Annotated in this window: 9 protein-coding genes; 4 read left to right on the top strand and 5 right to left on the bottom strand. The window is 68.9% G+C overall.

The window, feature by feature from the left end:
* Nucleotides 1–127 precede the first annotated feature (127 nt).
* The 3 genes from O9255_RS14910 to O9255_RS14900 form a co-directional block, all read right to left on the bottom strand.
* On the bottom strand, nucleotides 128–1,321 hold the full coding sequence (locus tag O9255_RS14910; protein ID WP_345781386.1) for a hypothetical protein: 1,194 nt from the start codon (nucleotides 1,319–1,321) through the stop codon (nucleotides 128–130).
* Complete coding sequence (locus tag O9255_RS14905) at nucleotides 1,318–4,095, bottom strand: type I restriction endonuclease subunit R (RefSeq protein ID WP_297867655.1); 2,778 nt, start codon at nucleotides 4,093–4,095, stop codon at nucleotides 1,318–1,320. The genes O9255_RS14910 and O9255_RS14905 overlap by 4 nt, the downstream gene beginning before the upstream one ends.
* 193 nt (nucleotides 4,096–4,288) lie before the next feature.
* Entirely contained in the window at nucleotides 4,289–5,059 is a 771-nt protein-coding gene (locus O9255_RS14900; RefSeq protein ID WP_297867654.1) for a glucose 1-dehydrogenase, read from the bottom strand.
* A gap of 72 nt (nucleotides 5,060–5,131) precedes the next feature.
* Between O9255_RS14900 and O9255_RS14895 the strand changes: the two genes are divergently transcribed.
* Genes O9255_RS14895 through O9255_RS14885 form a run of 3 tightly spaced genes read left to right on the top strand, consistent with a single transcriptional unit; the run spans nucleotide 5,132 to nucleotide 9,182 of the window.
* Nucleotides 5,132–5,956 (top strand): SDR family NAD(P)-dependent oxidoreductase, encoded by an 825-nt coding sequence (locus O9255_RS14895; protein ID WP_297867653.1) that lies wholly within the window; start codon nucleotides 5,132–5,134, stop codon nucleotides 5,954–5,956.
* Nucleotides 5,957–5,969: 13 nt separating this feature from the next.
* Nucleotides 5,970–7,013 carry a saccharopine dehydrogenase NADP-binding domain-containing protein gene (locus tag O9255_RS14890; protein ID WP_297867652.1) on the top strand — a complete coding sequence of 348 codons (1,044 nt, stop codon included), beginning with the start codon at nucleotides 5,970–5,972 and terminating at the stop codon, nucleotides 7,011–7,013.
* Between the two features lie 21 nt (nucleotides 7,014–7,034).
* A complete protein-coding gene (locus O9255_RS14885; RefSeq protein WP_297867651.1) occupies nucleotides 7,035–9,182 on the top strand; it encodes an EAL domain-containing protein in 2,148 nt (715 codons plus the stop codon).
* Nucleotides 9,183–9,213: 31 nt separating this feature from the next.
* Here the strand turns inward: O9255_RS14885 and O9255_RS14880 are convergent, their stop codons facing one another.
* Nucleotides 9,214–10,596, bottom strand: coding sequence for a TRAP transporter large permease subunit (locus O9255_RS14880; protein WP_297867650.1), 1,383 nt, complete (start codon nucleotides 10,594–10,596; stop codon nucleotides 9,214–9,216).
* A complete protein-coding gene (locus O9255_RS14875; protein ID WP_297867649.1) occupies nucleotides 10,593–11,123 on the bottom strand; it encodes a TRAP transporter small permease subunit in 531 nt (176 codons plus the stop codon). Before O9255_RS14875 ends, O9255_RS14880 begins: the two co-directional genes overlap by 4 nt.
* An 88-nt stretch (nucleotides 11,124–11,211) precedes the next feature.
* Here O9255_RS14875 and polA point away from each other — a divergent pair, with 88 nt between their 5' ends.
* Nucleotides 11,212–13,974 carry a DNA polymerase I gene (gene polA, locus O9255_RS14870; protein ID WP_297867656.1) on the top strand — a complete coding sequence of 921 codons (2,763 nt, stop codon included), beginning with the start codon at nucleotides 11,212–11,214 and terminating at the stop codon, nucleotides 13,972–13,974.
* Nucleotides 13,975–14,376 lie beyond the last annotated feature (402 nt).

Raw genomic sequence — 14,376 nt, 5'->3', positions numbered from 1 at the left:
GCGGCAGGGTAAGTGCGTCCGCTGAACGGGGAAACCCGTCTGGCGGCGCGGCAAAACGTGGAATTCCGACCGGATTGACGCGATTTCGGCCTTCCTGCCGCGAAATCACGAGGGTTCGGCGGATTGTTCAGACCTTCCCTAGGCCGAGCCACGCAGGGCTTGCCACTGAGTTGATGATTCGAAGGCGGATAAGGGTGTCGGGGAAAGCGACTTGCATGTCGACGGGACCAACCAAGCCGGCGCGACCGACAAGCGCTAGTGAGCCGTTCCCGCGCACTATGAGCAGGTCGTTCTCTGCAACTGCGAACGGCCTTGCTTCGTCGTCTGTCCATTCGCCGACCTTGTACTCAGAAAGGTCGATTCGTCCGCCTTTCACCGCGGTCAATCGCAGAACCCGAGCTCCCGACGCGGCTGTTGGGACGGATCGTCCATTAGCAAGGTCGTTTGGCGACAGTTGCTCCACACTCGCCCACACCCACCCCTCCGGCAGCTCCGGCAACCCTTCCGTCTTGGGCGGCTGCGGCTCGGGGTACTTGTCCTTCCAGCCCTTCGGCGGCGCTTTGCTCTGCGCGGCGAACTTCGCCAGCTGCTGCTCCTCCCAGCGCGCACGACGCTCGCGCAGGATGCGCTGCAGCAGCTCGGCACCGGTTTCGGTGGGCCGCTTCTTCTGCCGCCACTCGGCGGTCAGCGCGCCTTCGACGGCGGCCTTCAGCAGCGACTGGCGATAGCGCTGCAGCTTCAGCTGCGCGGCCTTGAGCTCGGCGACGCCGGCATCGAGGTCGGAGAGCAGTTCGTCGAGTTTGGCGACGATGCGTGCCTGCTCGTCGGCGGGCGGCACCGGCACTTGAATCAGACCGATGCGCTCTTGCCCGATGTTTCGCATCGAATCCTGGTTCCCCGAGGAAAGTGCTTCGATCTGGTGCCGCCCCTGTTTGCTGCGTAGCAAATGAAGCGCCCAGATCTTCATCGCATCGGTAGTGAACCGAAAGCGGAGGATCTTGTCGCTGAGCATCGTTCGCAGGGTCACTTGCTTCGCAATAACGCAAGCGCCGACGAGCTCAATCGTGTTGGCGCGAGAGAATAGGAAGTCATCGCGCTGAACAAATAGCGCCGAGTTGATGCGCTCGGGGTCGGTACAAGTCTTGCTTTCCAGCTCCTTGAACTCGCCCCATGTCACAGCGCTGACCTTGATGACACCAACCTCATTGGTTGTGGGCGGGCGTTCTTCGCACTTGAAGCTCTTGCCTGTTTCGATGCCAGTCAGCAGTTGGCCTAATGAGCTCCAACACCAGCCCGCGGGTAGCGGATACATCTCACTCACGCCACCAGCTCCTCATTCATCTCCGCCAGTAGCGGCTCCAGCTCCGCGCCGAACAGCGACCACGCTTTCTGCAGCCCGCCGCGTGCCGCCAGTTCGGCGTAGTCGAAATCCTCGCGGGCGATGGCGCAGGAGCTGGCAATGTGCTCCTTGATCAGCCGCAGCCACTCGGTCTGCTCGGGCGTGAAGGCCGTCGCGCGGCGGCTGTTGTGCCGCCAGATCCACTTCGCGAAGCGCTGGTCCACGGTGTCGGCGAAGGGCTGCAGCTCGGCATCCAAACCGAGCCCGAAGCGCAGCAGGGCCACGAGGTCGGTGAGCTGTCGCCGCGCGTCCACGCCCTTCACCTTGCCGGCCTGCACCCGGGCATAGGCCTGCCACAGGCGCTCGGTGGTGAGCATCAGCGGCGGCCGGGCCAGCGCGTCGTGCAATTCCTGCACGGCCTCCAGCGTCAGGGCGCGGCGCTGGTAGGGCTGCTGGTAGAAGAAGCTCAGGGCCAACAGTTCGTCCTTGTGCTCGCGGGCAAAAGCCTCGAAGGCCTGCACGGCGCGCTGCGCGGCGGCCTCGGCCTGCTCGCTGAAATCGCTGACCAGAACGGTGTCGGTGTTGAGGTGGTCGATGATCTGCTCGTGCTCGCGACGGGCACACTCGATGCATTCCCGTAGGGCCGGCTGGTCGAAGGGCGCGCAGGCGGCATCCACGCGGGCGTCGCGGGCGGCGGCCCGTTCCTCGGCGGTCAGGCTTTCGGCGTCGCGGGTGATGCCCTTTGCGGCCGCGGTGGCCAGGGCATCGGCCGTGATGGCATCCGGGTCCAAGGCTTGCAACAGGGCCTTGCCCAGCTCGCGCACCGGCAGGCCGCCGCTGGCTTGCGCGATGCGCACCTGCGCCTTGTCGTCGAGCTGCTTGCCCAGGCGCACCAGCCGGTTGCCCAGCGACTGCAAGGTGTCATCGTCGCGCTGGCCCAGATGAACTCCGAGCAGCAAGTCCTTCAGCGCCGCGCCGGGCTTCTTCTCCAGCGGGCGGCTCTCGGTCTTCAGCGACTTCTCCACACCCACGGCATCGATCAGCACGAAGCGGCTTTTGGCCCCATCGGCCGAGGCGCTCACGCGCTTCAGGCCATCGGCCGACAGGCTGCGCACACCGCGCCCCTTCATCTGCTCGTAGTAGCCCTTGCTGCGCACGTCGCGCATGAACAGCAGCACCTCCAGCGGCTTCACGTCGGTGCCGGTGGCGATCATGTCCACGGTCACGGCGATGCGCGGGTGGTAGTCGTTGCGGAAGGCCTGCAGCACGGCGTCGGCCTCTTTCTCGCTGTAGGTCACCTTGCGGCAGAAGGCATTGCCCTCGCCGTACACCTCGCGCACGGTCTGCACGATGTCGTCGGCATGGCTGTCGGTCTTGGCGAAGATCAACGTCTTCGGCACTTCCTTGCGTGCCGGGAAGATCTTTTTCTCCACCGCTTCCTTCATTGCCTGGATCACGTGGCGGATCTGGCTGGGGTTCACCACCGAACGATCGAGTTCGCGGCCGGTGTAGGGCAGGTCTTCCTCGGCCTCGGCCCAGCGCTTCTTGCGGGTCTGCCGGTCGCGGTGATCGACCCATTCGGTCGCCTTCACTTCAGCGCCTTTCTGGGTGATCTCGGTGACGATCTCGTACACGTCGTAGCCGACGTTGACGCCGTCGGCCACCGAGTCCTCGTAGCTGTACTCGGCCACCACGTTCTCGTTGAAGAACCCGTAGGTGCGCTTGTCGGGCGTGGCCGTCAGGCCGATCAGGAAGGCGTCGAAGTAGTCCAGCACCTGCTTCCACAGGTTGTAGATGCTGCGGTGACACTCGTCGATGACGATGACGTCGAAGGTCTCGATGGGCAGCTCGGACGCATAGCGGACGAAGCGGCCCTCCTTCAGCGCGCGAGCCACGTCCTCGGGCGCGAGGTCTTCATCGGCCTCGTCGAGCGTCGTGCCGCTTAGGGCCGAGCACAGGCGCTGGATGGTGCTGATGCACACCTGCGCGTGACGGTCCACGCCGCCCGGGCCGACCCGTTGCACGTTGTAGAGCTCGGTGAACTTGCGGCCGTCATCCGGCGGGGTGAAGGCCATGAACTCCTGATGCGCCTGCTTGCCGAGGTTGCGGGTGTCCACGAGGAACAGCACCCGCTTCGCGCCGCCGAACTTCAGCAGGCGGTAGATGGCGGTGATGGCCGTGAAGGTCTTGCCGGCGCCGGTCGCCATGTGGATCAGCGCCCGCGGGCGGGCCGCGGCCAGCGAGGTTTCGAGGCCGGTGACCGCGCGGATCTGGCAGTCGCGCAGGTTCTCGATGGGCAGGGTGGGCATGGCCTTGGCCAAGCGATGGCGCAGCGTGCTGCCCTTGGCTAACCAATCAGCGAGCGTGTCCGGTCGGAAGAAATGAAAGATCTCGCGTGAGCGCGGCGCCGGGTCTCGGGCGTCGGTGAAGCGGGTGATCTGCCCCGTGGCCTCGAACAGGAAGGGCAGGGGGGTGTTGTCCTTGCGCCACTTCAGCGCCGAGGCGGCGTAGCGCTCGGTCTGGGTTTCCGCCACCACCAGTGCTTCGCCGGCCTCATCGCGCTTCGCCTCGATGACACCGACGGGTTGGCGATCGACGAACAGCACGTAGTCGGCCGGCCCGGTGTCGGTGGGGTACTCGCGAACGGCCACCCCACGGGCGGCACCGAGGTTCAGGGCCTTGAGGTCCTGCACCTGCCAGCCGGCGGCCTGCAGGCGCTCGTCGATCAGTTGCCGGGCTTTCGCTTCAGGCGTCACGGCGGGGCACGTCCAGTGTGGTCGTGCGATTGTGGCTCAGGCCTGCGGGGTGGGCCAGCGTGCCGCGCCCGCGGGCCGGCGGGCCAGCGAAAAGCGAGCCATGGATGGCGAGCGCGCGGCTCGGGGCAGGACAGCCCCGAGTCCGCGGAGAGCGGCCTGCCGGCACGCGAAGGCAGGCGCGCTGGCGAAAGCCTCAGGCCAGATAGCCGCCGTCAACCGTTAGCGTGGTGCCGGTCACGTAGCTCGCCGCATCGCTGAGCAGGAACAGCACCGCCGGCGCGATCTCGTCGGGCTGCGCGGCGCGGCCCTGCGGGATCAGCTGGCTCATCATCCCCATCATCTTCGGGTTGCCGGTGATGGCGCTGGCGAACTTGGTGTCGGTAAGACCGGGTAGCACGGCGTTGACGCGCACCTTCTGCGCGGCGAGTTCCTTGGCGAACCCCTCGGTCATGTTGACGATGCCGGCCTTGGTCATCGAATAGATGCCCTGGCCGGGCGCCGGGCGCTTCGCGTTCACCGAGGCGACGTTGACGATGCTGCCCCCGCCGGCCTTGGCCATCCGCTTCGCGGCCTGCACCGTGGCCCAGAAGTAGCCGCGCAGGTTCACTTCGACGGTCTTCTCGTAGGCCACGAGGTCCATGTCGAGCATCGGGCCGAAGTAGGGATTCGCCGCGGCGTTGTTCACCAGCAGCGAAACGGTCTTGCCCTCGGCGTCGAGGGCGGCGAACAGCGCTTCGATCGCGGCCGGGTCGCCGATGTGCACGGCGCGCGCCTCGGCGCTGCCGCCCGCCGCGCGGATGGCCTCGGCCACCGCCTCGCAGGCTTCGACTTTGCGACTGGTGCAGATCACGTGCGCGCCCTGCGCGGCGAGCAGGTGGGCGATCGATTCGCCGATGCCGCGCGAGGCGCCGGTGACCAGCGCGGTGCGGCCGGCCAACGAGAACAGGGTCGAGGCGTCACTCATCGTTCACTCCATCGCGAAGGGGGCTTTGCGTTAGGCTCGGGAACCTACCACACCGCCCCGTACGGACTGCCGATGGCTGCTGGCTCAACGAACCCCGCCTCCTCCGCACGCCTGCGCGTGCTCATCACCGGCGCCGGCAGTGGCCTTGGTCTCGCCCTCGCACAGCGCTACGCCCGCGACGGCGCGCGCCTGCTCTGCGTCGATCTCGACCCCGCGCGTGCGCAGGCGGCCGCGTCGAGCCTGCCCGGTGACGGCCACCTCGCCTTCCAGGCCGATGTCGGCGACGACGCGTCCATCGACGCGTTGAAGGCGGCCGTCGAGCAGGCCGTCGGTGGTGTCGACGTGCTCGTCAACAATGCCGGCATCGCCAGCGGCGGCGCGCTGCTCGGCACCGACATGGCCGAGTGGCGGCGCCTCATCGAGGTGGACCTGCTCAGTGTGGTGCGCTGCACGCTGGCCTTCCTGCCCGGCATGGTCGAACGCGGCCGCGGCCACGTCGTGAGCACCGCGAGTTTCGCGGGCCTCGCCGGCGCGCCCGGCATCATGAGCTACGGCGTGGCCAAGGCCGGCGTGGTGGCCTTCTCCGAGCAGCTTCGCGCCGAGATGCACGGCACCGGCGTCGATGTCTCGGTGCTGTGCCCGGCCTTCTTCCGCACCAACCTGCTCGAGAACTTCCACGGCGACGCCAAGGTGCGCGGCATGGCTTCGCGGATGATGGACAAGAGCCCGGACACCCTCGATTCCGTGGCCGACGCGACCTACGCCGCCCTGCAGGCCCGCACCTTCCTCGTGCTGCCGACGAAGCACGAGCCGATGCGCTGGCGCCTCAAGCGCTGGTTCCCGAACTGGTACTTCAAGAAGCTGATGGAAACCGCCGGCGCGATGCGCCGCGGCTGACGGAGACGATGCGATGACGTGGATGATCTACGGCGCCAACGGCTACACCGGCCGCCTGATGGCCAAGGCCGCGGTGGCGCGCGGCATGAAGCCCATCCTCGCCGGCCGTCGCCGCGAGGAGCTCGAGGCGATGGGGCGAGAGCTCGGCGGCCTCGAAGTGCGCGTCTTCGGCCTCGAGCCCGCCGCGCTCGACCTGGGCCTTCGCGGCGTCACGCTGGTGCTGCACTGCGCGGGGCCGTTCTCCGAAACCTGCGCCCCGATGCTCGAGGCCTGCCTGCGCGCCAAGGCGCACTACCTCGACATCACCGGCGAGATCGACGTCTTCGCGCACTGCCACCAGCAGGACGCGCGGGCGAAGGCGGCCGGCATCGTCGTGCTGCCGGGTTCCGGCTTTGACGTGGTGCCCACCGACTGCCTTGCGGCGCAGTTGAAGCGGGATCTCCCCGAGGCCACCTCGCTCGTCCTGGCCTTCGAAGCCGGTGGCGGCCCCAGCCCGGGCACGGCCAAGACCAGCGTCGAGGGCCTCGGCAAGGGCGGGCGCGCCCGCATCGGCGGCCAGATGACCACGGTGCCGCTGGCGTGGAAGCACCGCACCTTCGATCGTGACGGCGAGCCCCGCACGGCCATGACCATCCCGTGGGGCGACGTCTATACGGCCTACGTCAGCACCGGCATCCCGGACATCGAGGTCTACATGGCGGTGCCGCCGGCCGTCATCGGTCGCGTGCGGCGCCTGCGCCTCGTCCGGCCGCTGCTGGGCCTCGGTCCGGTGCAGCGCTTCATGAAGGCGCGCGTCGAGAAAAGCGTCCGCGGCCCGTCGGAGTCGAAGCGCGGCAAGACCGACACGCTGGTATGGGGTGAAGCGCGCACCGCGGACGGTCGCGAGCTGAAGCGCCAGTTGCGCACGCCGAACGGCTACGACCTCACGGTGACCGCCGCGCTGGGCATCACGCAGCGCCTGCTCGACGGCGGCGCCGAGCCCGGCTTCAAGACCCCGTCGATGCTGATGGGCGCCGACTACGTACTCGGCCTGCCGGGGGTGACGCTGGTAGGCTGACGGCGTCCCCTCGGAGCCGCCATGCCCGCAAGCGCGTCACCGTCCACCCTCGCCATCCTCGCGTTGCTCATTGCGATGGGCGTGGCGCTGTTGGCGCTGTGGCGGGCCCGTCGGCGCGAGGCCCGCGAGCGCGAGCGCTTCGCACTGATCGCCCGCGCCACCAGCGACGGCATCTACGACGCCGACCTCGAGCGCAACACCTTGTGGCGCAGCGAGGCCTTCTGCCGGATGTTCGGCCTGCCCGCCGATGCGGCCGCGCACGAGATCGCCGACTGGCTCGCCAAGGTCCACCCGGAGGACCGCGAGCGCGTTCGGCAGGGCTATGCGCAGGCGCTGAACACCGGCATGGTCGAGTGGGAGATCGCCTACCGCTTCGACAAGCCCGATGGCAGCACCGGCAACGCCCGCGACCGCCTGATGATCCTGCGCGACGCCGCCGGCCACCCGGTGCGCGCCATCGGCGGCGTCACCGACATCAGCGAGGAGCTCGGTGCCATCGACCGCCTCGCGCTGCTGAAGCGCGCGCTCGACGCCACGACCACCGGCGTGGCCATCGTCGATGCCCGGCAGGACGGCTGGCCGACCGTCTACGTGAACGCCGCCCTCGAGGCCATGAGCGGCTACAGCGCCGCCGAACTGCTGGGCCGCAACCTCAACTTCCTGCAGGGCGCCGAACGCGAGCAGCCCGGCCTGGAAACCCTGCGGCATTCCCTGCGCGAAGGGCGCGACGGACAGGTGCTGCTGCGCAACTTCCGCAAGGACGGCAGCGCCTACTGGATCGAACTGGTCGTCTCGCCGGTGCGCGACGCGAGCGGCACGCTCACCCACTACGTTGGTTCGCAGATCGACGTCAGCGAGCGTGTGGCCACCGAGCAGGCGCTGGCGCACCGTGCGACCCACGACGAACTCACCACGCTGCCGAACCGCCAGCTGTTCCGCGACCGTCTCGCGCAGGCGCTCCGCGAAAGCAAGCGCTTCGGCCTGAACCTCGTGGTCCTGTTCGTCGACCTCGACAACTTCAAGCTGGTCAACGATTCGCTCGGCCACGCCGCCGGCGACGAGCTGCTCCGCACCGTCGCGCGCCGCCTGCAGGGCTGCCTGCGGCAGACCGACACCGTCGCGCGCTTCGGTGGCGACGAGTTCGTGGTGCTGCTGCTCGGCGAGGTCGAGACCGACGTGCTGCGCGTCGTCGACCGCATCACCGAAGCCTTGCGCCGCCCGGTCGAGCTGGCGGGTTCGATGCACTACGTCACCGCCAGCATCGGCTACGCGCGCTGCCCGCAGCATGGCGACGAGGCCGGCATCCTGCTGCAGCGCGCCGACATCGCCATGTACCAGGCCAAGGCGCGAGGCCGGAACTGCGCCGTCGGCTACGAGCCGGCCTTCGACCAGGGCGCCACCGAGCGCCTTTTCCTGATTTCGCAGCTGCGCGAGGCGGTCGAGCGGCAGGAGTTCGAGCTGCACTACCAACCGCAGTTCCGCTGGGACGGCCGCGCGCAGGGCCTCGAAGCCCTGTTGCGTTGGCGCCACCCGCAGCGTGGACTGCTCGCTCCGGGGCACTTCATCGATGCCCTCGAAGAGAGCGGCCTCATGGTCGAGGTCGGGCGCTGGGTGCTGCGCGACGCGGCGCGGCGCCATGCCGAGCTGGTGGCGATGGGCCTCGGTGATGTGCGCTTGGCGGTCAATGTGTCGGCCACGCAGCTGCACCACCACCTGCTCGAGGACATCGAGGCCATCGTGCAGGAGTTCGCGCTGCCGCACGGCGCGTTCGAGCTCGAACTGACCGAGAGCGTGTTGATGGTGAACGCCGAAAGCACCATCGAGCAGATGCGTCGCGTCGCGAAGCTCGGCGTCGGCATCGCGGTGGATGATTTCGGTACCGGTTATTCCTCGCTCTCGTACCTGAAGCGCCTGCCGATCCAGCGCCTGAAGATCGACCGCAGCTTCGTGCGCGGCCTCGGCGGCGACCCGGACGACGAGGCCATCTGCGCCTCGGTGATCCTGCTGGCGAGCAGCCTCGGCCTCGACACCGTGGCCGAAGGCGTCGAGACCGAGCCGCAGCGCGACTGGCTCGCCGAGCACGGCTGTGGTGAGCTGCAGGGCTACCTGCTGGGCCGTCCGGCGCCCTTCGAAGACGTCGTCGCGAACATCAAGGCGCAGCGCGGCTGAGGCACGGGCCCGCCCCCGCGGGCCGGCCGGCTCAGTCGTACAGCACGCCCGGCAACCAGGTCGCGAGCTCCGGGAACACCCACAGGATCGCCAGCATCGACAGCTGCAGCACGATGAACGGCACCACGCCGCGGTAGATGGCCATCGTCTCGATGCTCGGCGGCGCGACGCCGCGCAGGTAGAACAACGCGAAGCCGAAGGGCGGCGTCAGGAAGCTCGTCTGCAGGTTCACGGCCATCATCACGCCCAGCCACACCGGATCGACGCCGAGGGCGAACAGCACCGGAGCGACGATCGGCACGACGATGAACACGATCTCGATGAAGTCGAGAACGAAGCCCAGCAGGAACATCAACAGCATCACCAGCAGCACCGCCCCGTTCGCCCCGCCCGGCAGGCCCGTCAGCAGTTCATGCACGAGGTCGTCGCCGCCGTAGCCGCGGAAGACCAGCGAGAACAGCGCGGCGCCGAACAGGATGGCGAACACCATCGCGCTCACCTTGACCGTTTCGCGCGCGACTTCGTGCAGGCGCGCCAGCGAGAGCCGGCCGCGCATCGCGGCGAAGGCGCTGGCGCCCAGAGCGCCCACGGCCGCGGCTTCCGTCGGCGTGGCGAAGCCGCCGAGGATCGAGCCCAGCACCAGCACGATCAGGCCGAGCGCCGGCAGCACGTCGCGGGCCAGCTCGAACAGCGAGGGCCGCACGGCGTCGGGCAGCGCGGGCGCGCGCTCCGGGTGCCGCCAGGCCACCCACAGGGCGTAGCCGAGGTAGAGCACCACGAGGCCGAGGCCGGGCAGCAGCGCACCGGCGAACAGATCGCCCACCGAAACGGTGTCCGGCGAGTAGTTGCCCGCGGCCAGCTGCGCGCGCTGGTAGGCGTTGCCGAGCTGGTCGCCCAGCAGCACCAGCACGATCGAGGGCGGGATGATCTGGCCCAGCGTGCCGGAGGCGGCAATCGCACCGGTGGCGAGCTTCGGGTCGTAGCCGGCGCGCAGCATCACCGGCAGCGAGATCAGCCCCATCGTCACCACCGTGGCGCCGACGATGCCGGTGCTGGCCGCAAGGATCGCGCCGACCAGGATCACCGCCACGACCAGCCCGCCGCGACGCTGCCCGAACAGCGCGGCCACGCGGGTGAGCAGGGCTTCCGCGAGCTGGCTGCGTTCGAGCATCACGCCCATGTAGACGAACAGGGGCACGGCGAGCAGCGTCTGGCTGGTCATCGTGTCGAACAGGCGGTTCGGCAGCGCCTGCAGGAAGCTCGGATCGAAATTGCCGAGCAGGGTGCCCAGCCCCGCGAGCAGCAGGGCCACGCCGCCGATGACGAAGGCCACCGGGAAGCCGCTGGCCAGGCCGGCGCACAGGCCCAGCAGCAGCAGGACGAGCATCAGGATGTGCTGGTCGTGCAGGCTCATGCGCGCGGCTCCGTGGTGGCCAGCGGCGAGGCCGGGCGGCCCAGGGCCAGTGGCAGGGCGCGCAGGCCCTCGGCCAGTCCCTGAAGCGCGAGCAGGAGTGCACCGACCGGCAGGAGGGTCTTCGCGAGGTAGAGGCCGGCCAGCCCGCCCGAGCTGGCGGAGCGCTCCGACACGCGCCAGCTCATCGCCACGTAGTCGAAACTCAGCCAGGCGATCGCGGCGCACAGGGGCAACAGCAGCACGAGGATGCCCAGCACTTCGATCCGCGCCACGGTGCGCGCCGACCAGCGCGAGGAGAACACGTCGATGCGCACGTGCGCGCGGTACTTCAGCGCATAGCCGAGCCCGAGCATCACCATGCCGGCGTTGAGCCACAGCACGAGGTCTTGAAGCCTCACCGAGCCGACGCCGAGGCTGAAAGCCAGCACGAGGCCGGCCGTGAGCACGACCAGCGCCGTGGCTGCCAGCGCGGCGACGTGCCCGCAGACCTCACTGGTCCCGTCGATGATCTTCTGGATACTGCCCATGCGCCCTCCCGCGTGGCTCGCGACGCGCGAGGATCGCACCGTGGGCGAGGCCGATACAATCGCCGCCTCTGCCGAACCGGAGCCGTCCATGCCGCGCCTTGTCTTGATCGACGGCTCGTCCTACCTCTACCGGGCCTTCCATGCCCTGCCGCCGCTGACCGGCCCCGACGGCACGCCCACCGGCGCGCTGTTCGGCGTCGTCAACATGCTGCGCGCCACGTTGAAGGAGGGGCCGGAGCACGCCGCCTTCGTTCTCGACGCCTCGGGCCCAACCTTCCGCGAAGCGCTCGACCCGCAGTACAAGGCGCACCGCCCGCCGATGCCCGACGACCTGCGCGCGCAGGTCGAGCCGATGATCGCCATCGTCGAGGCGCTGGGCTTTCCGATCCTGCGCGTGCCCGGCGTCGAGGCGGATGACGTGATCGGCACGCTGGCGGTGCAGGGCGCTGCGCAGGGCATGGACGTCACCGTGTCCACCTCGGACAAGGACTTCGCCCAGCTGGTCCGTCCCGGCATCATGCTCACCAACACGATGAGCGGTTCGAAGCTCGCGAGCGATGCCGACGTGATGGAGAAGTTCGGCGTGCGCGCCGACCAGATCATCGACTACCTCTCGCTGATGGGCGACAGCGTCGACAACGTGCCCGGCGTCGACAAGTGCGGGCCAAAGACGGCGGCGAAGTGGTTGGCCGAGTACGGCACGCTCGAAGCCGTCATCGCCAACGCCGACAAGATCACCGGCAAGATCGGCGAGAACCTGCGCGCCGCGCTGCCGCGCCTGCCGCTGAACCGCCAGCTCGTCACCATCAAGACCGATGTCGAGCTCGACCGCGGCCCGGCCGAGCTGCACCTGCGTGATCGCCACGTCGACGCCTTGCGCGCGCTGTACCTGCAATACGGCTTCAATGCGGCCGCGCGCGATCTGGATGGCGGAACGGGCGCTCCCGCATCGGGCGCTGGCGGCGCGCGCAGTGCCCCGCGCGGCTTCGGCGGCAGCGGTGATGCGACGCCGGCCGCACCGATCGATCCGGCGTGGTCGTCGAAAGGCGAGGTCGAATGCGTGCTCGACGAGGCGCAGCTCGCGCGCTGGGTCGAGGCGCTACGCTCCGCGCCGCTGGTCGCCTTCGATACCGAAACCGACGGCCTCGACCCGCAGCAGTGCCACCTCGTCGGTGTCAGCCTGTGCGTCGCGATCGGCAAAGCCTGCTACATCCCGGTGGCGCACGCCTACGCCGGCGCGCCTCCGCAGCTCCCTTGGGCGATGGTGTGCGAGGCGCTCAAGCCGATCCTCGAGGACGTCGCGAAGCCGAAGCTCGGCCAGAACGGCAAGTTCGACATCGAAGTGTTGGCCCGCCACGGCATCGACGTGCAGGGCTACGCCGAGGACACGTTGCTGATGAGCTTCGTGCTCGACGCCGGCCTGAACCGCCACGACATGGACGCGCTGGCGGAGCGCCACCTCGGCTACACGACCGTCAAGTACGAAGAAGTGTGCGGCAAGGGCGCCAAGCAGATCACCTTCGACCAGGTCGACCTCGAGCGCGCCACGGCCTACGCCGCCGAGGACGCCGACGTCACCCTTCGCCTGCATGCCGCGCTGTCCTCGCGCCTCGCCGGCGAGCCGGCCCTCGCGTCCGTGTACCGCGACATCGAGATACCCCTCGTGCCGGTGCTGGCGCGGATGGAGCGCACCGGCGTGCGCATCGACGTCGCCGAGCTGAAGCGCCAGAGCGCGGAGCATGCCAAGCGCCTGCACGCCATCGAGCAGGAGGCGCACGGCATCGCCGGCCGCCCCTTCAACCTCGATTCGCCCAAGCAGCTGCAGGCGCTGCTGTTCGACGAGCTCGGCTTGCCGGCGCTGGTGAAGACCCCCACGGGCCAGCCCAGCACGAACGAAGAGGCGCTGGAGGCCATCGCCGACCAGCACGCGCTGCCGCGCCTCATCCTCGAGCATCGCGGCCTCGCCAAGCTCAAAAGCACGTACACCGACAAGCTGCCCGAGAGCGTCAATCCGCTCACCGGCCGCGTGCACACGCGCTACAACCAGGCCGGCGCGGCGACGGGCCGTCTGTCGTCGAACGATCCGAACCTGCAGAACATCCCGATCCGCACGCCGGAAGGCCGGCAGATCCGGCGCGCCTTCGTGGCCCCCGAGGGCCGCGTCATCCTCGCCTGCGACTACTCGCAGATCGAGCTGCGCATCATGGCCCACCTCAGCGAGGACGCCGGCCTGCTGCGCGCCTTTGCCGAAGGCCTCGACGTGCACAAGGCCACTGCGGCTGAAGTGTTCGGCGTGCCGCTGGCCGAGGTCAGCAGCGACCAGCGCCGCGCCGCCAAGGCCATCAACTTCGGACTGATCTACGGCATGAGCGCCTTCGGCCTCGCGCGCCAGCTCGGCATCGACCGCGGCCAGGCGCAGGACTACATCGGCCTGTACTTCAGCCGCTACCCCGGCGTGCGCGCCTACATGGACCGCACGCGCGAGCAGGCCAAAGAGAAGGGCTACGTCGAAACGGTGTTCGGCCGCCGCCTGCACCTCGCCGAGATCCGCTCGCGCAACCAGGCGCAGCGCGCCGGTGCCGAGCGCGCCGCCATCAACGCGCCGATGCAGGGCACCGCCGCCGACATCATCAAGCGCGCGATGGTCGCGGTGGATGCGTGGACGGTGCCGCGCTCGGATCGCATCGCCATGCTGATGCAAGTGCACGACGAACTGGTGTTCGAAGTGGAGGCCGGCTTCGTCGACGAGGCCAAGGCCGAGATCCTGCGGCGCATGGAGGCCGCGGCGACGCTGCGCGTGCCGCTGCTCGTCGAGGCGGGCGTCGGCGCCAGTTGGGACGAGGCGCACTGACTTTACGGTTCCATCACGGCGGACTAGCGACTCCGTCACGCTTCGACGACAAAGCGGTGAATCCCTCCTGAATCCCCGGGGGAAAAGGCGCCGGAGTTCACGAACTTCTCAGTGCCCGGGTGGTCAGATGTCACGCAACGGATGCAACGTCCGTTGCCGTGGACTCGATCCCTCCCCTGGTCGACCCACACCGAAGCGGCGGGCCTCCCCTCTCGTCGCTTCACCAGCCCCGCGAGTCTCCCCTGGCTCGCGGGGTTTTTATTGGCGCTGTTCGCGTTGATTGTTGATCGTCTCGAACGGTGAGCCGGGGTGGGAGCACGGTTTAGAAACGGCCCGAGGACTTCGGGCGTGGAGAAGCCGGATGCGTGCTCGAGAACTGAAGCGTTGGTTGGCGGAGGCTGA

The organism is Silanimonas sp., from assembly GCF_027530345.1.
Taxonomy (GTDB): Bacteria; Pseudomonadota; Gammaproteobacteria; order Xanthomonadales; family Xanthomonadaceae; genus Silanimonas.
This window is presented reverse-complemented; position numbering and strand designations above follow the sequence as displayed.